16 protein-coding genes are annotated in these 23,216 nt (G+C 62.7%); 9 read left to right on the top strand and 7 right to left on the bottom strand.

The features are described from left to right. Window positions 1–5 precede the first annotated feature (5 nt). A complete protein-coding gene (locus ACWTV3_RS09940; RefSeq protein ID WP_498478057.1) occupies window positions 6–959 on the top strand; it encodes an L-lactate dehydrogenase in 954 nt (317 codons plus the stop codon). A gap of 79 nt (window positions 960–1,038) precedes the next feature. On the opposite strand, the gene ACWTV3_RS09935 is transcribed toward ACWTV3_RS09940, so the two are convergent. Beyond that, window positions 1,039–2,538, bottom strand: a complete 1,500-nt coding sequence (locus ACWTV3_RS09935) for a DEAD/DEAH box helicase (RefSeq protein ID WP_498478056.1) — start codon at window positions 2,536–2,538, stop codon at window positions 1,039–1,041. Between the two features lie 175 nt (window positions 2,539–2,713). Between ACWTV3_RS09935 and ACWTV3_RS09930 the strand changes: the two genes are divergently transcribed. Continuing rightward, entirely contained in the window at window positions 2,714–3,430 is a 717-nt protein-coding gene (locus ACWTV3_RS09930) for a ferritin-like fold-containing protein (protein WP_498478055.1), read from the top strand. A 60-nt stretch (window positions 3,431–3,490) separates the two neighbouring features. Here the strand turns inward: ACWTV3_RS09930 and ACWTV3_RS09925 are convergent, their stop codons facing one another. Beyond that, a complete protein-coding gene (locus tag ACWTV3_RS09925; protein ID WP_498478054.1) occupies window positions 3,491–3,781 on the bottom strand; it encodes a hypothetical protein in 291 nt (96 codons plus the stop codon). Between the two features lie 2 nt (window positions 3,782–3,783). Continuing rightward, window positions 3,784–4,008: a DUF3107 domain-containing protein gene (locus ACWTV3_RS09920; protein ID WP_498478053.1), complete on the bottom strand. Its 225-nt coding sequence runs from the start codon at window positions 4,006–4,008 to the stop codon at window positions 3,784–3,786. A 74-nt stretch (window positions 4,009–4,082) separates the two neighbouring features. Between ACWTV3_RS09920 and ACWTV3_RS09915 the strand changes: the two genes are divergently transcribed. After that, window positions 4,083–7,184, top strand: a complete 3,102-nt coding sequence (locus tag ACWTV3_RS09915) for an ATP-dependent helicase (RefSeq protein WP_498478052.1) — start codon at window positions 4,083–4,085, stop codon at window positions 7,182–7,184. Continuing rightward, a complete protein-coding gene (locus ACWTV3_RS09910) occupies window positions 7,145–10,432 on the top strand; it encodes an ATP-dependent helicase (RefSeq protein ID WP_498478051.1) in 3,288 nt (1,095 codons plus the stop codon). The genes ACWTV3_RS09915 and ACWTV3_RS09910 overlap by 40 nt, the downstream gene beginning before the upstream one ends. Window positions 10,433–10,464: 32 nt before the next feature. Here ACWTV3_RS09910 and ACWTV3_RS09905 read toward each other — a convergent pair whose 3' ends face one another. Continuing rightward, entirely contained in the window at window positions 10,465–11,319 is an 855-nt protein-coding gene (locus tag ACWTV3_RS09905; RefSeq protein WP_498478050.1) for a LysR family transcriptional regulator, read from the bottom strand. Between the two features lie 87 nt (window positions 11,320–11,406). On the opposite strand from ACWTV3_RS09905, the gene ACWTV3_RS09900 reads away from it, so the two are divergent. After that, window positions 11,407–12,873: an MFS transporter gene (locus ACWTV3_RS09900; protein WP_498478539.1), complete on the top strand. Its 1,467-nt coding sequence runs from the start codon at window positions 11,407–11,409 to the stop codon at window positions 12,871–12,873. 138 nt (window positions 12,874–13,011) lie between these two features. On the opposite strand, the gene ACWTV3_RS09895 is transcribed toward ACWTV3_RS09900, so the two are convergent. Further along, the gene (locus tag ACWTV3_RS09895) at window positions 13,012–14,013 is read right to left on the bottom strand and encodes a phosphotransferase (RefSeq protein WP_498478049.1); all 1,002 of its coding nucleotides are present in this window, start codon (window positions 14,011–14,013) and stop codon (window positions 13,012–13,014) included. 67 nt (window positions 14,014–14,080) lie between these two features. On the opposite strand from ACWTV3_RS09895, the gene nudC reads away from it, so the two are divergent. Together nudC and ACWTV3_RS09885 are read left to right on the top strand one after the other, a co-directional pair. Continuing rightward, on the top strand, window positions 14,081–15,007 hold the full coding sequence (gene nudC, locus ACWTV3_RS09890) for an NAD(+) diphosphatase (protein WP_341620287.1): 927 nt from the start codon (window positions 14,081–14,083) through the stop codon (window positions 15,005–15,007). Beyond that, window positions 15,004–16,698 carry an ATP-dependent helicase gene (locus ACWTV3_RS09885; protein ID WP_498478048.1) on the top strand — a complete coding sequence of 565 codons (1,695 nt, stop codon included), beginning with the start codon at window positions 15,004–15,006 and terminating at the stop codon, window positions 16,696–16,698. The genes nudC and ACWTV3_RS09885 overlap by 4 nt, the downstream gene beginning before the upstream one ends. Here the strand turns inward: ACWTV3_RS09885 and ACWTV3_RS09880 are convergent. Both ACWTV3_RS09880 and ACWTV3_RS09875 read right to left on the bottom strand, forming a co-directional pair. Beyond that, on the bottom strand, window positions 16,616–17,524 hold the full coding sequence (locus tag ACWTV3_RS09880; protein WP_498478047.1) for a TOMM precursor leader peptide-binding protein: 909 nt from the start codon (window positions 17,522–17,524) through the stop codon (window positions 16,616–16,618). The genes ACWTV3_RS09885 and ACWTV3_RS09880 overlap by 83 nt on opposite strands. 113 nt (window positions 17,525–17,637) lie before the next feature. Then, window positions 17,638–18,981 (bottom strand): zinc-dependent metalloprotease, encoded by a 1,344-nt coding sequence (locus tag ACWTV3_RS09875; protein WP_498478046.1) that lies wholly within the window; start codon window positions 18,979–18,981, stop codon window positions 17,638–17,640. A gap of 109 nt (window positions 18,982–19,090) precedes the next feature. On the opposite strand from ACWTV3_RS09875, the gene ACWTV3_RS09870 reads away from it, so the two are divergent. Together ACWTV3_RS09870 and ACWTV3_RS09865 are read left to right on the top strand one after the other, a co-directional pair. Beyond that, window positions 19,091–20,203 (top strand): YlbL family protein, encoded by a 1,113-nt coding sequence (locus tag ACWTV3_RS09870; RefSeq protein WP_498478045.1) that lies wholly within the window; start codon window positions 19,091–19,093, stop codon window positions 20,201–20,203. 100 nt (window positions 20,204–20,303) lie between these two features. Next, window positions 20,304–23,183 (top strand): UPF0182 family membrane protein, encoded by a 2,880-nt coding sequence (locus ACWTV3_RS09865; protein WP_498478044.1) that lies wholly within the window; start codon window positions 20,304–20,306, stop codon window positions 23,181–23,183. Window positions 23,184–23,216 lie beyond the last annotated feature (33 nt).

Genomic DNA, 23,216 nt, shown 5'->3' with positions numbered 1-23,216 from the left:
ATCGCATGAGCGTTGTCGAGAACTCCAAACTGACCATCGTGGGTGCCGGCAGTGTCGGCGCCAGTGCCGCCTATGCTGCCCTGATTCGCGGCTCTGCCCGCCAGATCGCGCTGTACGACATTGCGACCAAGAAGGTGGATGCCGAGGTGCTCGACCTCGCCCACGGCACACAGTTCACGGGGTCGAGTCAGATCATCGGCGGCAGCGACATCTCCGTTGCGGCCGGATCGCACGTCGTGGTGATCACGGCGGGAGCCAAGCAAAACCCCGGCCAGACGCGGCTGGAGCTTGCTGATGTGAATGCGCGGATGCTCGGCTCGATGATCCCGCAGCTGATGGAGGTCGCTCCGAACGCCATTTACGTCATCGTCACGAACCCGTGTGACGTGCTCACCGCGCTCGCGCAGGAGCAGTCGGGTTTGCCGCCCGAGCGCCTCTTCGCCTCGGGCACCGTTCTCGATACCTCACGCCTGCGCTGGAAGCTGGCCGAGCGTGCCGGAGTTTCGCCCTCGAGCGTTCACGCTTCGATCATCGGCGAGCACGGCGACTCCGAGTTCCCGCTGTGGTCGCGCGCGACCATCGGTGGTGTGCCGGTTCTCGAATGGCAGCGTGACGGGCATCCGCGCATGACAGAGACAGAGCTCGACGAGATCGCGATCAGCGTGCGCGACGCCGCCTACAAGGTGATCGAAGGCAAGGGCGCGACGAACTACGCGATCGGTCTCTCGACGGCCCATATCGTGGAAGCGATTCTCGGCGACAAGCACTCGATCATGCCGGTAGCGCCCGTGCTCTCCGACTTTCACGGCATCAGCGGTGTCGCTCTTTCGGTGCCGTGCATTGTGAGTGCCTCGGGGGCAACTCCCATCAAGGAGACCACGTTCAGCGAGAAAGAACTGCGACTGCTGACCGAATCCGCGACCGCCCTGCGCACCGCGGCAGATTCGCTGCGCTCCTAGCCCAACGGCACGAGCCCTCCGCCTTAACTGCGAAAGCCCCGCACAGTGTGCGGGGCTTTCGTGTGAAGTGTGTTGCTACTTAGGCAGTGGGAGGCGTGCTCGGTGCGCCCTCGTTGCCACCACGACGACGACGCGTGCGCTTGCGACGAGCGGGTGCTCCGCCGTCGTGCGTTCCGCCGCCTTCGGGGCGCGTGCTGTCGTCAGCGGCGCGGGCGCTCGCTACCGATCCGCCATCGCTCGAACGTGATCCTGAACCGGATGCCGAACCCGACCCTGAACGGGTGCGGTTGCGAGGCGGACGCGAGGAGTCGCCACCACGCTGCGATCCACGGCCGCCGCCCGATCCCGATCCGGAACCCGAAGCAGCACCGCTGGCGCGTACTGCCGGAGCGTGCGAGCCGGGCAGGCGGCCCTTGGTTCCCTCAGGAATGTCGAGGTCGGTGAAGAGGTGCGGGCTCGACGAGTAGGTTTCGACGGGCTCGGGGATGCCCATTTCGAGCGCCTTGTTGATGTGCGTCCACTTGAGCATGTCTGCCCAGTCCACGAACGTGACTGCAACACCGGTCTTGCCGGCGCGGCCGGTACGGCCCGCACGGTGCAGGTAGGTGTCGTGGTCATCCGGGATGGTGTGGTTGATCACGTGCGTGACGTCGTTGACGTCGATGCCTCGTGCCGCAACATCCGTCGCGATGAGAATGTCTTTCTTGCCCGCCTTGAACGCGGCCATGGCGCGCTCGCGCTGCTCCTGGTTGAGGTCACCGTGCACGGCGGCGGCGTTGAAGCCACGGTCGTTCAGCTCTTCTACGAGCTTGGCGGCAGCACGCTTGGTGCGCGTGAAGATGACGGTCTTGCCGCGACCCTCAGCCTGCAGGATGCGCGCAATGACTTCGTCTTTGTCGAGGTTGTGAGCGCGGTACACGACGTGCTTGATGTTCTTCTGCGTCAGGCCCTCGTCGGGGTCAGTGGCGCGGATGTGGATCGGCTTGTTCATGAAGCGACGAGCGAGAGCCACGATCGGGCCGGGCATCGTTGCCGAGAACAGCATCGTGTGACGGGTAGGAGGAGTCTGAGCGAACAGCTTCTCGATGTCGGCAAGGAAGCCGAGGTCGAGCATCTTGTCTGCCTCATCCAGAACCATCACCTTGATGTCCTTGAGCGAGAGCATGCGCTGGCTAGCCAGGTCGAGCAAACGACCCGGCGTGCCGACGATTACTTGAGCGCCGGCCTTAATCTGTTCGACCTGACCCTCGTAAGCCTTGCCACCGTAAATAGCGGCGATCTTGGTGGAGCGGTTGGATGCTGCAAGCACGAGGTCTTCGGCTACCTGAACACACAACTCGCGAGTCGGTACCACGATGAGGGCCTTGACGCCGGGCTCAGGATCGGTGCCGAGCGACTGCAGTACGGGGAGCCCGAAGCCGAGCGTCTTACCGGTACCTGTCTTGGCCTGGCCGATGATGTCCTGGCCTGCGAGGCCCATAGGAATTGTTTGGGTTTGGATCGGGAACGGTTCGAGGATGCCCTTGGTTGCAAGTGCATCGACCATGTCCTGATCGATATTGAGTTCTGAGAAAGTCACGTATGAAGCCCGTCTAGGTGCGATGCGCCCTTTTTGACCTGGGGCGCCGGACCCCCTCCTGAGTCGGGGGGATGCCCGCAGTTTAGCGGGTTTCTCTACGGTGAGGCCGTGAATTGCGGCGGCGAGGCGGGTTGTTGCAGAGACGTAGGGCACCCAGACGCTCTAAGCTGGCTGCGTGGTTAAGTGGTTTTCGCGCAAGCCAGGTCGCATCGAAGTACCTCGCCTTCGGTCACGATCTGATGTTTCCGCGACCGAAAAAATAGCCCTAGCGGAGTTCGCTCCCGACATCCTCGCGTTCCTCGGGCGTGCAGCGTATGTGCAACTCATGATCTTCGAGAACCTCTCGCGAGTGATCTCGACGGCGCCAACAACGGCCGCCAAGACGGCAATCGGCAAAGCTGCCGAGCTGTCGATGGCGAAGCACCGCAAGTTGGTTGACGAGATCACCAAGGCCGGCGGTTCGCCCGCTGAAGTCATGGACAGCTTTACGGATGAGGTCGACGAGTTTGATCGCATCGCTCGCGGCGCCGACTGGTACGAGTCATTGATCTCGGCCTACTTGAGCGCGGGATTCTTTGACGACTTCTACGCACGCCTTGCTGCGGGGCTTCCCACGGAATCCCACACTCGTCTTGTCGAAATCTTCCGCGGCGAATCGGGCGAGAAGGTGTTGGCGGAATACTTGCAGGCCGCTATCGACGAAAACCCTCGTCTCGACTCGCGACTGGCAATGTGGGGCCGCCGCCTCATGGGCGACATGATGCTGTTGGCACGTTCCGCGCTGGTCTTTCCCGACCACACGCGCAACACCGAAGCTCAGGTTGAGCCGGTCTTCACCGAGCTCGTTGCGTCGCACACCCGTCGAATGGATGCGCTCGGCCTGACTGCCTAGCGCCTGGCGGGTTAGCGCCGGACAGCTTAGAGCTCGGCCGCTGAGCGACCGAAGGCCTAGTTAGCCGCGGGTGAGGGCTTCGAAGGCTCGCACATCGGCGGCTTCGCGGTAGCGAGGAAGCATGATGGCCGTGGCCAACGCGGCAGCGACGCCGGCGAGAAGGCTGGCAACCCAAATCCAGCCGCCGTCAAAGGTCAAACCGGCCCACACGAGGGCAACCCAAACGGACGCAGTAACGGCGGCGCCGACTGCGGGCAGCAGGGCCATGCCGTACATGCCGCGCGAGGGCAGCAGGTAGCGCACGATGGTCGCGAGAGATGCCCCGATCACGGTGACGAACAGCAGTTCCACTGTTAGGCCACGAATCCGATGCGGCGCGACTCTTCTTCGCCGAGTTCGACGTAGGCAACAGCCGCGGTCGGAACGATGTACAGCTTGCCTTTGGCGTCGCGCAGGCTCACGTACTTGGCATCCGAGTTCAATGCCTCGGCAATGATGGTCTCAACCTCGCTGGCCGACTGTGCCGACTCGAAGTTGATCTCACGGGGGCTGTTATTGATACCGATGCTTATGTCCACGAACACAGATTACGACACAACGCGGGGCGATGAATGTCCCGTTCACTGTCAGCGCATCCCGATAACGTTGATTCATGGTCACCTTGCCCCCAGAGTCAGCGGATGTCACGGCTCCCGTACCGCTGAATCTCGACGATTCACAGCGTGCAGTTGTCGATCTCGCTGACGGCGTGAGCGCAGTGGTGGTCGGTGCGGCAGGGTCGGGTAAAACGGCCACTCTGGTGGAGCTCGTTGCTGAGCGTGTTCACGAGCGCGACTGGTCTCCCGAGCAGATCGTGGTGCTCTCGGCCACTCGTCAGAGCGCAACGGCTCTGCGTGATCGTCTCGCTGCGCGCATCGATGCGCCCACCCTTGGCCCGATGGCGCGCACAGCAAATTCCTTGGCATTCGAAGTTATTCGCGAAGCGGCGGCGGTGGCCGGAGATGGCGCACCCACGCTCTTGACCGGCGCCGAGCAAGACCAGATTATTTCTGACCTTCTCGCCGGTGAGATCGCCGACGGAACGGGAGCGCCCTGGCCGGCGCACCTCGATCCCGAGGTTCGCCGCCTTCGAGGGTTCCGTACCGAGTTGCGAGATCTGATGATGCGCTGTGTCGAGTTTGGGGTCACTCCCGAACAGTTGGCGGCGCTGGGCGAACGCACCGAACGGCCGGAATGGGTGGCGGCATCCGCCTTCATCTCGGTCTACGACGCCGTCAAGGGCAGCTATCGCGACCGGCATTTCGACGCGAGCGAGTTGCTTGCCGAAGCCGCCGCGCTGATCGAGGGCGGTCACTACGCCGCGATCGATCGCCTGCGGCTCGTGGTGGTAGATGACGCCCACGAGCTCACCGAAGCCACGATTTCGCTCGTGCGCGCGCTCGCGTCTCGCGGCATCACGATCATTGGCTTCGGTGACCCCGACCTCACGACGGGGTCATTCCGCGGCGCTCAGCCTGCAGTGCTCTCGCAGTGGGCAGCGCGGTTGGCGCTCGAGAACTGCGAGTCGCTGTTCTTGTCGTCGGTTCATCGGCACAGCGCCGAGTTGCGCCAAACCGTCACGGCGCTCACGCAACGCATCGGCGTGGCCGGGCTCATTGAGCAGCGCAAGTCGCCGGCGGTCGCTACGGCGGCCTCGAGCATCCACAGTTTTCAGCTGTCGACCCCGGCCGAAGAGGTGGCGTTCATCGCGCGGCACTTGCGCGAGAAACACGTGCTTGAGTCGGTGCCGTGGTCGCGCATGGCGGTGATCGTGCGCACGGGGTCATTGATTCCCTCGCTCGCCCGTCAGCTGCGCACGCTCGAAGTTGTCACGAGTGTGTCGAGCGCGCGCAGCGCGGTGCGCGACGAGTTCAGCGTGAACGGCCTCATCGTGCTGCTTGAACTGGCCTTGGAACGTCGTCCGCTGGATGCCGCGGCGGCCGTCGAGTTGCTGTGCAGCTCAGTGGGCGGTTTCGATGCCGTCTCGCTGCGCCGCCTCAAGGCAGCGTTGCGGCACGAGGCATTGGGCGCAGAGATTTTCGACTCTGCCGACGAGTTGATCGCGCAAGCGATGGCGGCTCCTGCTGGCTTCGTCACGATCGACAATCGCGTTGCTCGCCAGGCGGCTGCAGTGGCCAAGAACCTGCGAGAAACCGCAGCGGCCGGTGCCGCGGGTGACACGATCGAAGAACTTCTCTGGGGCGCGTGGCAGCGCAGTGGGCTCGCCGATCGCTGGTTTGAGCAAGCGCTCGGCGCCGGTGTCGTGGCTGAAGAAGCCAACCGCCACCTCGATGCCGTCGTTGCCCTGTTCTCGTCAGCGAAGCGTTTTGTGGAACGTCGACCGGATGCTCCCGCCAACGTCTTCCTCAACGAATGGCTCTCGGCCGATGTCGCCGAAGACACGCTCGCTGCTCGCTCGATCATGGATTCCGTCACCGTCGGAACCCCGGCATCCGTCATCGGTCAAGAGTTCGATGTCGTGGTCGTCGCCGGGCTGCAAGAGAATGTGTGGCCCAACCTTCGCGTGCGTGGCTCGCTACTGGGCGCGCACGACCTTCCTCGAGTGCTCGCGGGGGAGCAGCTTGCGGTTACCGACCGTCGCCGCGAAGTGTTGCACGACGAGCTGCGCATGTTTGCGCAGGCGGTGTCGCGGGCGACGAGCGAAGTAATTGTGACCGCCGTGGCTGGCGACGACAACATGCCGTCCCCGTTCCTGACCCTCATTCCCGAACCGGACGAACCTGTACGGTCGCGCCCGCCCCTCAGTTTGCGTGGCCTCGTGGGAGTGCTACGCCGCGAACTGAGGAGCGGCGCGAATCCGGATGCCGCGGCATCCTCTCTAGCCCGCCTCGCCGCTGAAGGCGTTCCCGGGGCCGATCCGCGCTCGTGGTACGGCCTGCGAACTCCCAGCACCACCGAACCCCTTGTTGACCTCACCGAACCGGACGCCGAAGTGCGCGTCTCGCCCTCGCGCATGGAGTCCTTCGAAACCTGCCCCTTGCACTGGGCCATTGACCAGCTGGGCGGGTCGACGTCGAACACCGCCTCGAACCTTGGCACGCTCATCCACGACGTTGCGGAGAAAGCGACCGACTTTAGCGCCGACGCTCTCTTCAAGGGTGTCGAAGAGCGCTGGAGCCAGATGAGCTTCGAAGCCAACTGGCAGTCGGAGGCCGAAAAGCTGCGTGCCAAGAAACTCACGCAGCATCTCGCTACCTACCTGCGCGACTTCGCGGCCGAGGGGGGAGAACTCGTCAGCAACGAGATGCAGTTCAAGCTGCCCCTCGATCAGGCTCTCCTGAGCGGAAAGATTGACCGCGTTGAGGTGTACGGCGGCACCACCGCGGTGATCGTCGACCTCAAGACCGGCAAGAACGAACCATCGACCGATAAGGCTGTGGCCGATCATCCACAGCTCGCGGCCTACCAACTAGCGTTCGCGTCGGGAGCGATCGAGGGGGTGCCCGAGGGGCTTGAGAACGGCGGTGCCAAGCTCGTTGTGCTCTCACCTTCGGCCAAAACCCGCGACTACGTCGACCCCAAGCAGCAACCGATGAACGACGAGCAGCTTGAACTGTTCCGACAGCGCGTGATCGACAATGCCCGCGGAATGGCCGGCAGCGTGTTTGTGGCTCGAGTCAGCAGCCACTGCACCGACCCGTGGAGCTTTGGCAATTGCCGCATCCACGTCGTGCCGGCGGTGAGCGCCCGATGATCTCGTCCGTTGACCTCGCCGGCCTCATGGGCATCCATGCGCCCACACCGCAGCAGCAAGTCGTGATCGAAGCGCCCCTGTCGCCCGCCCTCGTGGTGGCGGGTGCAGGCAGCGGCAAGACCGACACCATGGCCAGCCGGGTGGTGTGGCTCGTCGCCAATAACTTTGTGAGCCCCGACCAGATCTTGGGCCTCACCTTCACGCGCAAGGCAGCGGGCTCGCTGAGTAAACGAGTGAGCGAGCGCGTCGCAATCTTGCGCGAGGTGCAGAACCGGCATCCCGAGCGTTTTGATGCAACGCCCGAGACGGCGTCGATTGAATTCGACCAGCCGACGATCTCTACCTACAACTCCTTTGCGAGTGCGCTCTTCAGCGAGAACGCGTTGCTCATCGGGCGCGAGCCGGAGTCGACGCTGCTCAACGATCCTTCGTCATGGCAGCTTGCCCGCAAGCTTGTGGTGGCGAGCATGGATGAGCGGCTCGTGGGCCTCGAAAAGTCGATCAACGCGCTCACCGAAGCGGTGCTCGACCTCAGCCATGCCCTCAGCGACAACGTGGCGAATGCGGATGAAGTGGCCGCCTACGCGCAGCGCTTCACCCAGATCTCAGAACTTCCGTACGCCGACACCGCGCGCAAGAAAACACCGTACGCCTCGGTGACCGATGCTGTCGCCGAGATCGGCTCCCTCGCGCCCCTGCTCGAGCTGGCCGTGCAGTATGCCCAGCAGAAGCGCGCACAGGGCCTGCTCGAATTCAGTGACCAGGTGGCGCTCGCGCTTGAAGTTGCTCAACGCTCACAAGACGTTGTCGACCATTACCAAGACCGCTACCGCGTCGTGCTGCTCGACGAGTATCAAGACACGAGCGTTGTACAAACCAGGCTGCTGGCACGCCTCTTCGGCAACCACTCCGTGATGGCTGTCGGCGACCCGCACCAGTCGATCTATGGCTGGCGTGGAGCGAGTGCGGCCAACCTCGCCCGCTTCAGTCGCGACTTTACGGAGAACGCGGATGCGCAGTACTTTGCTCTCTCCACGAGCTGGCGCAATGCGACCTCGGTGCTCGACGCTGCCAACGTGATCGTCGAGCCGCTCAGCGCGCGTTCGCCTGTGCGGGTGGAGTCCCTCGGTGCTCGCCCCAACGCACCCGCGGGCTCTGTCGACGCGTACTACTACGAACACATCGATGAAGAAGCGACGGGCGTCGCCACGTGGTTCGCGCGCGCTCTCGCCCCGCCAGCGTGGAACCACTACAACCCTGACCCGGATGCCGCCGCCCCCGAACCGCCGACCGCCGCCATCCTGTTCCGGCGCCGCAGCGACATGGATCGCTTCGCCACGGCGCTCGGTGCCCAAGACGTTCCGTACCACGTGCTCGGAATTGGCGGCCTGCTGTCGACCCCCGAAATCGTTGACCTTGTCAGCGCGCTCACCGTCATTCACGACCCGAGTGCGGGCTCCGAACTCATCCGCCTTCTTTCGGGTGCCCGCTGGTCGATCGGTACGCGCGATCTGCAAGCCTTGGCCGATCTGTCTCGCTGGCTGCTGAGCCGCTCCCTCTCCCAACACGAGTTGAGTGACGACGTGAAGCAGCGGATGCGGGACTCTGTTGCCGTCGATGATTCGGCATCCATTGTTGATGCTCTCGACTTCGTCGGAGAGGCCCCAGCCTCCCACTCGCAGCTCGAGAAGTTCAGCCCCGAGGGGCTCTCACGGCTCAAAGATGCCGCCAAACAATTGGCATTCTTCCGCTCGCGGGCCGGGCTCGAACTCGGCGACCTCGTTCGGTTGCTCGAACAAGAGTTGCTGCTCGACATTGAGGTCGTCGCGAGCCGGCCTCAAGCGCAGGGCATGGCCAACCTGTATGCCTTCCACGATGAACTCGCCGGGTTCCTGGCGAGCGACGACCAAGCGAACCTCGGCAGCTTCTTGTCGTGGCTGCGGCGTGCTGCCCAGCAAGACATGATGGGGCCACGCAGCGACGATGCCGAAGCCGGCACCGTGCAACTGCTCACCATTCATGCGTCTAAGGGTTTGGAATGGGATCTCGTGGCCGTGCCGCGCCTCGTCGATGGCGAAGTACCCGCGACGTCGAGAGAGGGCAAGGGCTGGGTCTCGTTCGGCAAGTTGCCGTTTGCCTTCCGCGGCGACGCCGCCGAGCTGCCCGAACTTGAGTGGGAAAACGCTCAGTACCAATCAGACTTCGACGGCTCCCTCAAAGAGTTCAAAGCCGCACTGGCCGACCGCCACCAAGCCGAAGAGCGACGACTCGGCTATGTGGCGATCACTCGCGCCCGCGACAATCTGCTACTTACCGGATCGTTCTGGTCGAGCCGCAGCAAACCGCAAGCCCCGAGCACCTTCCTGCAAGAACTTCAGGAACACGAACTGATCGGCGAACTGCCGACCGACCCCGTGAACGACGAGAACCCCACGCTCAACGACGTCGTTGATCCACTCTGGCCCTTCGACCCGCTCGGCAACCGTCGAGCGACGGTCGAAGCTGCCGCGCAACTCGTCACGACCGCCGACCCTGGCGCTGATGGACTCTGGGCACACGAGATCGACCTGCTACTCGCCGAGCGCGCCCGTGCTGCGAGCGAAGCCCGACGCACCCCACTGCCGCAGCGCATCCCCGCGTCGCGTTTCAAGGACTACATCGCTGATCCCGAAGCCGTCGCGCTCTCGCTTCGCCGCCCCATGCCCGAGAAGCCCTACCGGGCAACGCGACTGGGAACCCAATTTCACGAATGGGTCGAATCACGGTTCGGTACCTCGACATCCACCGAAACGCTCGACGCCTTCGCACTCGAACTCGACGGCACCGACGACGACAGCGCTGCGGAGGCTGCGAAGCTCGCCGAGTTGCAAGCAACGTTCGAGCGCTCAGCATGGGCCACGCGGCAACCGGTCGACGTCGAAATCGAGATCCACGTTCCCTTTGGCGATCGCGTCGTCATCTGCAAGATTGACGCCGTGTATGCCGATGGCGACCGCTACGAAATCGTCGACTGGAAGACCGGCCGCGCGCCGCGCGATGAGGCTGACCTCGAAGCGAAGCAACTGCAGCTCGCGCTGTATCGCCTCGCCTACGCGCAGTGGAAGGGCGTCGCTCCCGACAAGATCGATGCCGCGTTCTACTTCGTTGCTGACGACACCGTCATCCGCCCAACGCACATCTCAAGTGAGAGCGAACTGCGGCAGGCGTGGGCCGGATCGGTCGGCACCGCGCCAAGCTTCGGCGGCTAAAGCCGGCGCCCGGCTAGCGCGAGCCGACCACCCTAAACCCGGCGCTGAACTGGTCGACTCAGGATGGCCGTGCTGAGTGCCTCAACGGGTTCGCGAGCCGCCATCGGGTTGTCGAGGAGCACGAAGTCGACGTCGCCCAGCTCGGGCAGTTCGAACGACGCCGGCACTTGCGCAAGGTCGGCGGGGATGAGCGACTGCGGAAACACCGCAATGCCGATTCCGGCCCGTACGGCAGCAAGCGCACCGTTCACTTCCTTGACGTTGCAGGTAATGCGCCACGTTCGCCCCACCGCTTCAAGCGCACGCATCGCGTACGCGCGGCCCAGACTGGGCGCTTGGTAGGCGATCAGTGGAACAGGGGAGCCGACCTCGAGCGTCATGCTCTTGTGGCCCAACCACACCATCCGGTCACGGCGCACGAGACGCCCGCCCTCGGCCCCAGCATCCTGTTTCACAAAAATCAGATCGAGCTGGCCCGCCTGGAGGCGGCGCACGAGATTGCCGCTCTGGCTCACCGTCAATTCGAGGTTGATGTGTGGATAGAGCTGACGAAAGTCCCGCAGAATGCGCGGCAACTGAGTGAGGGCCAAGTCGTCGGCGGAACCGAAACGAAGTCGACCGCGCATGGCAGAACCGGTGAAGTACTTCACTGCCTGATCTTCGGCGGCCAAGATCGCTCGGGCGAAGCCGAGCATTGCCTCGCCGTTGTCGGTGAGAGAGACGGCGCGGGTATCGCGCATCACGAGGATGCGCCCCGCGGCAGCTTCGAGCTTGCGAATATGCTGACTGATCGTCGGCTGGCTGAGCTCGAGCGCGCGAGCGGCATCCGTGAAGCTGCGGTTCTCAGCGACAGCGACGAACGATTTGAGGAGTACGGGATCGAACACACTTCTCCATTACAAAACGTAATTGAATTTATAGGCTCGATTATGCCGCGGAATGAGTGGTGAGACAATACTCTTGAGGGCGTGAGTATGCCATCTGAGACGTCGCCGGCGACAGTTCCTATCTCGGCGGTCATGCAGCGCCCCCTCTGGCGCGACACTTTTAGCTCGCTGCGACTGCACAATTACCGCCTCTACGTGATTGCGCAGTTCATCGCGTACACCGCGGCCTGGGTGCAGCGCATTGCTGTGGACTGGCTTGTTCTTGAGCTCACCGGCAACGTCGCCCTCGTGGGTTTAACGATCGCTATTCAGTTCACGCCCACGATTGTGCTCGGTGCCTACGCGGGCGTGATCGCTGACCGCTTCGACAAGCGCGCCACCCTCATGGTCGCGCAGTCGATCATCGGCCTGCTCAGCCTCGCTCTGGCGATCGTCACGATCATGGGCGTCGCCCAGCTGTGGCTGGTCTACCTTCTCGTGCTGCTCATGGGCATCATCCAAGTCTTCGACAACCCGGCTCGCGCGGTGTTCGTCAACGAACTGGTCGGCCCGCGCCACTTGCGCAACGCGATCAGCCTCAACGCATCGATTTTCCACTCCGGCGCCTTCCTCGGCCCCGCGCTCAGCGGTGCACTTATCGTGGCTGCCGGTTCGGGCTGGGCCATCGGCATCAACGCTGTCGCCGTGGTGATCGGTGTCATCATCCTCGCCTCGATGCGCAAGAACGAGCTGCTCATCGCCCCACGGGCTCCCGAAGCCAAGGGGCAGATCCGCGAAGCTATCCGTTACATCAAGGCCAAGCCCACGCTGTTCTGGACCATGATCATGGTCTTCGTCGTCGCTGTCTTCGGGATGCCGATGCCGACGCTTCTCGCCGCGATGGCCAACACCGTCTACGACACCGGGGCTAGTGGTTATGGCCTCTACAACTCGCTCGCCGCCATCGGTGCGCTTCTCGGAGCACTCGCCTCGGCCCGCCGAGCCAGCCTCCGCCTGCGCACGATCATCTTCGGCGCAGTGCTCTACGGCCTCATGATGATGCTCGCCGGCATCGTGCCCGTCTACGGACTGTTCCTCGGCGTGCTCATCGGTATCGGGCTGAGCCGTCTGCTGCTCATGACCGCGGCCGAGACCATGGTGCAACTCTCGTCGAACCTCGTGATTCGCGGTCGTGTCATGGCGTTTTGGGTCATCGTCATCCTGGGCGGCCAAGCCGTGGGTGGCCCGCTCATGGGAACGATCGCCGAGCTGTGGGGTGCCAAGCTCGCTTTCGTGATCGCCGGTGGTGTTCCCGCCGCGGTCGCTATCGGTATCGCGATCGTTCTCGCGCGCTCCGGTCGATTGACCGTGAAGGTTGCTCCGCGCCGCAACGGTCGCTGGGTCGCGATTGTGCCCCAGCATCAGTCGCGGGCGATTACGGAGCCCATCACAATCGTGGATGCCGACGCTGCGGCGGCATCCGTGCAGCATCCAGCGCCCAAGCGCAACCGGCTTCGCACGCTGCGCTCGTCACTGCTCCGCCGGTCGGCATCGAAACGGCGCTCCGAAAAGTAGCGAAGGTGCGATGCTCGGCTCAACAGTAAGGCGGCCGTGAGCCGTCGAGGTCGTCGGGCCCCGTGGAGCTATTCGCGCCCTGTCCAGCGAGACAGCGGCGCGCCGCAGCGCCCCGCCCCGCCCCGCAGCGCGACAGCGCTAAACCGCGCGGTTGTCCTTGCGCAGCATGGCTTCAACTTCGTCAACCGCCATGGTCGGCATGGTGTTGGCGCTGATGGGGTTCATCACGTCATCACGGATGTCGTCGAGAAGCGTCGTCAGCATCTCGCCGGCGTCGTCCACGATTTCGGTGCTGCGCACTTCGGTGCCGTGCAACAGCCACTTCGCGACTGAGAGTTCGGCGTAGAACGTGGCGCGCTGCTTGAGCTGGCGGTCACCAGCTCCCCGAGCATCCGCGTACGCACCAAAGGCGGTGTCGATAATTGCCTCGTCGCGCGGTCCGAGCAGCCACTGCAGGTCTGTGGCCGGGTCTCCCACCTTGATGTCTTGCCAGCCGAGTACACCGGTAACGGCGTTGTCGGCGCTCAAGAAGGAATCAGAAACAAGCGAACCGTTCACGACGGTTGGCTGAAACTGCCACAGCTTGGAGTCTTCGGTCGCTTCGCGCCAGCGTTCCAGCAGCGCGGCAGGCACGAGCTTGGTGGCGGCAGCACGGTCAATAATGGAAATGCAGGAGCGCAGCGCTTCGCCGGCCGTCTGAACGGGGAGTCCGGCATCCGCTACAAAGCTCGTCGGCAGAGCGTGAATCGCGGCGATTGCGGTACCGATCGAAGCCGCAAGCGAGTTGGGCCCGGTCGTGTAGGAGCGCATGGAAACTTTGTTGCCATAAACGAATTCGTAGACGATGCCGCGGGTCTGACCGACGGCAACCTGGCCGGCGTAGCTCGTGACAGCGAAGGGGAGGCGGGTGCGTACTCCGGCGCTGAGGGCGCGCAACGCAACGAGGTCGGCGGATTGCACATTCTCGGCCGCAGCGTTTCGGGGCACTCGAATAATCCAGTGCTTACCGGCGCGGTCGGTGATGAGCGCCGCGTCAAAGTCGTTGCCGTTACCGGTGCCGAACGGGGCGGCTGCGGCGACTTCGAGTCCCTCGACAGCGGAGGTCGCCAGCGCGGCTAGAGTGAGATGTGATCTGGCCATAACACTCAGGGTAGGTCGCTCTGGCGTGCATTTGCCGTACGCCACGCACTTGGGACGGGGTCGATACATGTCACAATCTTTTCTTTCGCGACTGCCACTGTCGCGATATGAGATTGATCGTGACCACTTAGCTCGAGAAGATCCACGTCTTCTTGATCGTTTGTGGCGTGACTCGGCGACGCGCGTGCTGCCCATTTTTGATGGGTCGGCGCTGCTGGCGGCCGATGGTTCTCTGGCCTTGCTGCACCCGGATGCGATCGAGCGCGGCCACACGAGTGTCTACTTGGGGCGGTCGACATCTGAGACGAGCCCCGAGCCCCTTGGCACTCCCATCGTGACTGTCGAGCTTGAGGATGCCGGTCACTTTGCCGAGGCAAACTGGGGCAATCTGCGCAGCATCGCCACCCAACTGAGCGATCGCGATGCCGGGCTTTTCACTGAGGCGCTCGCGATCTTGAACTGGCACTCTTCGCACTTGTTCTCGCCGCGTACGGGGGAGCCGACTGTCGTAGAGAAGGCGGGCTGGGTGCGCCGCGATGTGGCCTCCAAGCTGGAAATCTATCCCCGCACCGACCCCGCGATCATTGTCGGTGTCACAGACAACGACGACCGTCTTTTGCTCGGTTCCAACGCGCTGTGGGAGTCCAACCGCTACTCGCTGCTCGCCGGTTTTGTGGAACCCGGGGAGTCTTTGGAATCAGCCGTGCAGCGCGAAATTTTCGAAGAATCGGGTGTGCCCGTTGTCGACCCGGTCTATCTGGGTAGCCAGCCGTGGCCTTTTCCGGCGTCGCTCATGCTCGGATTCACCGCCTCGGTCGCTCCCGGGTTCACCGGGGCCGGTGCCCCGGATGGCACCGAAATTCTCGACCTGCGCTGGTTCAGCCGGGATGAACTCGCGCACTCCTTGAACGACATCCGTCTGCCAGGGCACTCGTCGATCGCGCGCGCAATCATCGAGCACTGGTACGGCCAACCGATTGACGAACAACCGTGACGCTTGACGCCAACGCATTACTCGACGCTCTTGATGAAGGCCAGCGCCAAGCCGCTGAAACGCTGCTCGGTCCGGTGTGTCTGCTGGCCGGTGCCGGCACGGGTAAGACCCGAGCTATCACGCATCGCATTGCGTATGGCGTAGCGACAGGTGTGTACCCTCCCGGCCGAGTTATGGCCCTCACCTTCACCAATCGGGCCGCTGGCGAGCTGCGCGGGCGGCTCCGTTCCCTCGGTGCCGATGGCGTCGCGGCTCGAACGTTCCACGCCTCGGCACTGTCACAACTGAACGCATTCTGGCCTCAGACGATCGGCGGAACGATGCCGCGCTTGCTTGAGGGCAAAGCACGCATGATTGCCCACGCTGCCGACTCGCTCAAGCTCAAGCTGGATACCGCAACGCTGCGCGATGTTGCTGCCGAGATTGAGTGGCGCAAGACCTCGCGGATGTCGGTAGAGCAATACGGCAACGCCGGTCGTACGCCTCCCGCCGCTCTCACTATCGACCGCCTCGTCGAGCTGCAGACGGCGTATGAGGCGATCAAGGATGCCCGCCGCCAGATCGACTTTGAAGACGTGTTGTTGGCTGCCGCCGGAATGATCGAAGCCGAGCCGCGCATTGCGCAGCAAGTGCGCGAGCAGTATCGCTTCTTCGTTGTCGACGAGTACCAGGACGTTTCGCCCCTGCAGCACGAACTGCTGCGGCTGTGGGTCGGTGACCGCGACGACCTTTGCGTTGTGGGCGATGTGAGCCAAACCATTTATTCCTTTGCTGGAGCAAGCCCGGAGTTCTTGCTGCGCTTCGCCTCGCAGCACGACAACGCTGCCGTGCTGCGTCTCGAGCGCAACTACCGCTCCACGCCCGAAATCGTTCACACCGCGAACCGACTGATGACGAATCAAAAAGGCGCGCTCACCCTGCAGGCCGCTACAACGGAACATTCGCCGACCCCTCAGGTCACCGGCTATGACGATGACAACGCCGAAGCGACCGCGATCGCTGAAGCTATCTCCGCGCAGATTGCGGCGGGCACGAGCCCGGAGGAGATCGCCGTGCTGTACCGCATCAACGCCCAGTCTCAACCGATCGAGGCGGCGCTCTCGGCCGCGGGGGTTCCATTCTTGGTGCGCGGAGCTACGCGCTTCTTTGATCAGCGCGAAGTCAAAGAAGCGATCATGCTGCTGCGCGGAGCGTCGATCAGCACGGCTACCGAGCCTCTTTTCAAGTCGGTCAGCGACATCCTGCGTTCGATCGGTTGGTCGCAGGATCCGCCAGAGACCGCCGGTGCGGTTCGCGAACGTTGGGAATCGCTCAATGTGATCATGCGCTTGGCCGAGGATGCTGCACCCGAAGTGACCCTGCGGGAGTTCGTGGCCGACCTTGTCGACCGCCAGAGCAGCAACAACGAACCGCTGCGTTCAGCCGTGAACCTCGCGACTTTGCACTCGGCTAAGGGCCTCGAGTGGGACTGCGTTCACCTCATCGGGCTCAACGAAGGATTGCTGCCGATCAGCTACGCGCGCACGCCGGAAGCAATCGACGAAGAGCGACGGCTGCTGTACGTCGGCATCACTCGTGCTCGTCGTTCGCTCGGGATGTCGTGGTCGGCTAGTGCACAAACAGGCCGGGGTGGGCGTCGCGCCCCCAGTCGCTTCCTCGACGACGTTCGGGATCGGACCCAGCGCTCGTAACGTTCGCAGCGCTCGTAACGTTCGTGACGTGCTGGCAGCCGCAGTCGGGATGCCGAAAGCGCAAGCTTTCGTCGCGGCGGCCTGTGGCGTGATCGATGCGAACGGATGACGTGGCATCGGCCGGGGTCTGGTCGAAGACGGTGTACCCGATGCGCCCGAGACGGTGCAGGGCCATGCGACCTGTTTCAGCCGCAGCCTCAGCCACGAGCGTCGGGGTCTCGGCAAGCGAGGTGCGCCCCATCAGTTGAGTCGCGATGGCGGGCCACGACGGGTCGGCATCGCGGCGGTGCATGTCGATGCAGAGCAGGCATCCGGTGATCCCGGGAGTGACGACGGGCCCCACTTCGGCAGCGGAGTCTGAGATCACAACCGGCAGGTGGGGGATGTCGCGGCGCAACCAGTGCGAGTGCACCGACGGCGGGATCACAAAGTGGCCCACCAGAATCGCGAGGTCAGGGTCGGGCTGGCTGAGGCCGTGAGGCGTAGCTGCAGATTCGACTGTCACTCCGCTCGCGGAAAGGATCTCGGCAATCGAATCGACGAGGGCGCCAGAGCCCAGAACGGCAACTTGGGCACTCGGCGGTTGCGGGGGAGTGGCAACGAGAACTTTCGATAGGGCATCGATGAGGTCGTTGCACTCATGCGGGTGAGTGCTGGCCAGCATCTCGAGGCCACTGCGGCTGATGCCGGCTACCAGCGCCGAGAGAATTTTCTCCTGCGCTTCGGTCACGTTGGGCAGCACGACAACGGGTGGGTCGATGCCAAATTGGGCGCTGGTGGGGGACCGCCACACAAGCGGTAGTCGGGGGTCTACGCGCAGGATCATGTGCCCATTGTGCACAACTGTCCGATTGGTCAGTGTGAAGATTCCACAGCATGAATGTGAACGGTCAGCAAAGAACCCCCGATCGCTCGCGGGCTACGACGGGAGAAGATTCTCTAAGAGTTGTCGCCCTCGTGCGGGCGGTCGCCTGATTCATCGCTCAAGAGGTCGCTGATGGCCTGGTCGATGTCATCCGGGGTGCTGCCACCATCACGCAAGCGCGCCACGAGAGCAGCGGGGTCATCGATGTCGGCTGCCGTGGGCGTGAGGTCGGGGTGGGACCACAGCGAATCACGCTGCTCCGCGCCAAGCTCATCCGTCACGTGCTGCCACATCGCTGCGGCTTCCCGCAGACGGCGAGGGCGCAGTTCGAGACCAACGAGCGTCGCGAAAGCCGACTCTGCCGGACCACCGGAGGCACGGCGGCGTCGCACCGTCTCGGCGATAGCCTCGCGGGCAGGCAGGCGAGAAGTGGCGGCCGCGGTCACGACATCCACCCACCCCTCCACGAGCGCCAAAACGGTTTCGAGACGCTCAAGAGCCTCACGCTGTTCTTCACTCTTCGGCGGGATGAGCGAGCCGTTGGTCATGGCGTCGCGCAGCTCTTCAGGATTGTTGGGGTCAAAGTCGCTCGCGAGCTCGGCAATGGCATCCGAATCAATGTGGATGTCGTGGGCATACGCCGTTACCGACGTCATGAACTGCAGGCGCAGCCACTTTGCGTGGCGGAACAACCGAGCGTGCGCAAGCTCGCGCACCGACAGGTAGAGGTGAATCTCGCTGTCGGGAAGGTCGAGACCGTTACCAAAGGCGAAGACAGTTTGCGGAACGAGCACGGCTTGCTGCTCGTCGAAGAGGGGGATGCCGATGTCACCGCCGGAGACGACTTCGCTCGACAGCTGGCCAACGACCTGACCGAGTTGCATGGCGAAGAGAGTGCCGCCAATATTGCGCATCATCTTGCTCGCTCCGGAGAGCATGTCGGTCATCTCCTCGGGAGCGTTCTGCTTGAGAACGTCGGTGAGCGAGTTTGCGATGGAGTTGGCGACGGGCTCCGCAAGCTGAGTCCAAATGGGCATCGTGATCGTGACCCACTCGCTGCGACTGAGCAGCTTGGGTTCCACCGTGAGCTCGGAGATGTCGGTGACCTCATTGAGCCAGAGGGCAGCGACGTGCATGGCCTGCTCGAGCTTGCTGCGCTCGGCGGGGAGAGAGACGACGGTGCTCTGAGATGCCAAGTTCTTGGCCTGCTCAAGGGCGATATCCCAGTTGACGCCGTCGCCTGATTTGCCGAGGGCGTTCTGCAGTTGGCTCAGTAGCTGCTGGATCATCGCTGGATCGTTGGGCAAGCCTGCCGCACCCGCCAGCTTCGCGGGATCGATTTCGCCATCACCCGAGAGAAAGTCCCGCATCATGTCGCGGAACTCGTCTTCGGAATTGTTCTCAGCATTGTCAGCCATGTATTAACGCTAGCCGCTCGATGCCGTGCGCGGCTGAGTTTTGACCTAGGCTAGTGACTCTCACCGTGCGCCTGTGGCGAACACCGCTCCCCACCCCGTAAGGATCTAGGTGGCCCTGTTTACTGATAACCGACCCGAACCGTCATCACGTCGCGCCCGAAGCGGCTGGCTGGGATGGCTGATTCTGAGCGTCGCACTCGTTGGAACATTATTGGCGACTCTGGTTCCTTCGCCGTACATCATCGAGCAGCCGGGCCCGGTCTACGACACCTTGGGCGACGTTGAGATCGAGGGCGCTCTTGTGCCGCTCATCCAGATCCCAGTGGAGACGACGTATCCCACCGAGGGCGCGCTCGACATGTTGACGGTCAACGTTCTCGGAAACCCTGAGTCGCCTTTGAGCTGGTTCGAGATCGGCGCAGCCTACTTCGACCCCAGCCGCGCCATCGTGCCGGTTGAAGCCGTGTACCCGGTCGGCGTCACCGTCGAAGAATCGACCGAGGCCGGTCAAGTTCAGATGGAGACGTCGCAGCAGGAAGCAATCGCGGCCGCTCTCGCCAACCTGGACTACGAATTCGATGCCACCCTCACCGTCGCCGAGACCTCCGATGGTGGTCCTTCGGATGGCGTGCTGCAGGCGGGCGACATCATCCGCACCGTCAACGGCGAGACCTTCGGTGACGTTGCGGGGCTCCGCGACACCATTGCCGCCAATGGCACGAGCACTCCCGCCGACGTTGTCTTCGAACGCGAGGATGAAGAACTCACGGTAGAGATCACCCCTGAACTGAGCGAGGGCGACGATCCCATCGCCATCATCGGCGTGATCGTCGGTAGCGAATACAACTTCCCGGTCGATGTCAAGATTCAGCTCGAAAACGTGGGCGGCCCCAGTGCCGGCATGATGTTCGCGCTCGGAATCATCGACAAGCTCACCCCCGGCGCCATCAACGGTGGACACGAAGTTGCGGGCACCGGAACGATCACCGCACTGGGCGATGTCGGCCCGATCGGCGGCATCCAACAAAAGATGTACGGAGCAAGTGCGGCAGGAGCCGACTTCTTCTTTGCACCGGTCGAGAACTGCGACGAAGTCGTGGGAAACATCCCTAAGGGGCTCACGGTGTACGCAATTGACGATCTCAACGACGCGCTGGTTGCGCTCGCGAGCATCCGCGGTGGCCTCGGTGGCGCCGGGCTGCCGTCGTGCAGCGACCAGTAACCGCTCGCTGAGGTAGTCACGCTGAGAGCGATCATCAGCCCTACGCCCATGAAAGACCTTTAAGATACCGCTAGGCCCCCAATTTCAGGAGCGAAGTACTGTGTCGAGCCAAACCCAACAAGCCCCGACGAGCAAGACGAGGTCTGCATTTACGATTACGGCGATAATTCTCGCCGTTATCGTGATCGCCTTCTTCATGTTCTCGAGCCTCTACGCCGATGTTCTCTGGTTTAGCCAGACCGGCTATCTGGAGGTTCTCACCACTCAGTGGATTGCAACCGCTGTAATGTTCGCCATTGGCTTTGTCGCCATGGCGGTTCCCGTAGGCGTCAGCCTGCTGGTCGCATTCCGCGCCCGCCCGATCTACGCGAAACTCAATGCGCAATTGGAGGGCTACCAGCAGGTCGTTGAACCGCTGCGCAAGCTCGCTATGGTCGGCATCCCGGTTCTGCTCGGCGTGTTCGGTGGTGTTTCGTCGGCAAGCGCCTGGCCCGTTGCCCTGCAGTGGCTGAACCGCAGCTCGTTCGGCGAAACCGATCCGCAGTTCGGCTTGGACATCTCGTTCTACTTCTACGAGCTGCCGATGTACCACGCTGTTGTCGGCTTTGCTTCGGCAGTGCTGATCATCTCGTTCCTCGGAGCACTCGCGACGAGCTACCTCTACGGCGCTTTGAGCGTCCACGGCCGCGAAGTTCGTATCTCGCGTTCCGCTCGTATTCAGCTCGCGATCACTGCGGGGCTCTTCTTCGCTCTGCAGGCTCTGAGCATCTGGCTTGACCAGTACACAACGTTGTACTCCACCAGCCAGGGCTTCCTGCAGACCGGTGCGAGCTACACCGAAGCCAACGCAACGATTCCTGGCCGGGCGATTCTCGCCGGCATTGCCGCCATCGTTGCCATCCTCTTCATCGTCACGGCCATCATTGGCCGCTGGCGTTTGCCGATGATCGGTACAGCCCTGTTGCTTATCAGCGGCCTTGTGGTGGGAAACCTCTACCCATGGATCGTTCAGCGCTTCCAGGTGGACCCCAACGCGCGTACCTACGAGGCTGAATATATTGATCGAAGTATCGAGGCAACTCGCGACGCATATGGCATCGCCGATGTTGAGGAGATTCCCTACAGTGCCTCAACTGACGCTGAGTCCGGTGCGCTTCGCGAAGACGCAACAACCACCGCGAATATCCGTATCCTCGACCCTGCCATTGCGCCACAGGCCTTTGCCCAGCTCGAGCAGTTCAAGCAGTACTACCAGTTCGCTAGTTACCTTGACGTCGACCGCTACGAGATTGACGGCGAGATTCAAGATACGGTGATTGCCGTTCGTGAACTCAACCAGTCCGGTCTTGGCGAAGCCCAGTCCTGGTATAACAATGCTGTCGTCTATACCCACGGCTATGGCGTGGTTGCAGCATTCGGAAACCAGCGTGCCGCCGATGGCCAGCCAGTGTTCCTCGAGTCGGGCATCCCAAGCTCTGGAGATCTCGGCGACTACGAGCCTCGCGTTTACTTCGGTGAGGACTCTCCGGAATATTCGATCGTCGGTGCCCCGGAAGGCTCCGAGGACATTGAACTCGACTACCCGTCGGGTGGAGAAGATAGCGATCAGAACGCCACGACGACTTTTGAAGGTGACGGCGGGCCTGTGCTCGACAACATCTTCAAGAAGCTTGTCTACGCAGTGAAGTTCCAATCCGAGCAGATCTTCCTCTCCTCAGACGTAACTAACGAGTCGCAGATTCTTTACGATCGCGAGCCTCTCGAGCGCGTAGCGAACGTAGCTCCGTACCTCACCCTCGATAGTGACGTGTACCCGGCCATTGTGGACGACCGAATTGTGTGGATCGTCGATGGATACACCACGGGCGCTAACTACCCTTACTCGCAGGTTGAGCAGCTCTCCAGCGCGATCGCTGACTCCTACACGCCGGCGCCGCAATTTGCGCTCGACGACATCAACTACATCCGCAACTCGGTCAAGGCGACCGTTGATGCCTATGACGGTTCGGTGAAACTGTACGCGTGGGATGACGAAGACCCTGTTCTGCAAACGTGGGACAAAATCTTCCCCAACACGTTGTTGCCGCAAAGCGACATGAGCGTCGAACTGCTGGATCACGTGCGCTACCCCGCCGACCTGTTCAAGGTTCAGCGCGAGATTCTGGGATCCTTCCACGTGACGGATGCTGGCTCGTTCTACTCAAGTGATGACCAGTGGGTGAGCCCGGAGGATCCGGTTTCGGGAACCGGTTCGCTTCAGCCCCCGTACTACCTCACAATGCAGGTCCCGGGAACAGAAGACCCCGCGTTCACTCTGTACTCGACCTTCATTCCTAAGGGAACAGCGGACGCCAGTCGAAGTGTTCTCACCGGTTATTTGACGGCGAACTCCGATGCGGGGCCTGATTATGGCAAGCTCACGTTGCTGACGCTGCCGAAGCAGGACACTGTTCCTGGTCCCGGACAGGTGCAGAACAGCTTCAATACCGACACGATCGTGGCCAACCAGCTGGCACTTCTCCAGCAGGGCGATACCGAGGTGAAGCTCGGTAACTTGCTGACGCTCCCCGTCGGCGGTGGGCTGCTCTACGTGCAGCCGGTCTACGTTCAGTCGACCAGCGGAACTCAGTACCCACTGCTGCGCAAGGTGCTGGTGTCGTTTGGTGACGAGATTGCCTTCGAAGACACTCTCGACGAAGCACTCGACACACTGTTTGGTGGAGACTCTGGCGCCGAAGCTGGCGACGGAGAAGTTCCGGTAACGCCGGATGTTCCCGTTGACCCGGATGCACCAGTAGACCCGGATGCACCGGTTGTCGCTCCCAGCGACAATGCGGCACTCGACAGTGCACTCGCCGACTACAAGTCAGCGCTTGCCGACCGTAACGCGGCCTATGCAGACAACGACCTCGTCGCTGCTGCAGAAGCTGACCAGGCAATGGTCGACGCTATCGAGCGCGCAATCGCCGCAACCGAATAGCAAATTCTGACTCAGCGGGCCGCAGCAGACTGT

It is taken from the genome of Salinibacterium sp. AL4.1, from assembly GCF_059767305.1.
This window is presented reverse-complemented; position numbering and strand designations above follow the sequence as displayed.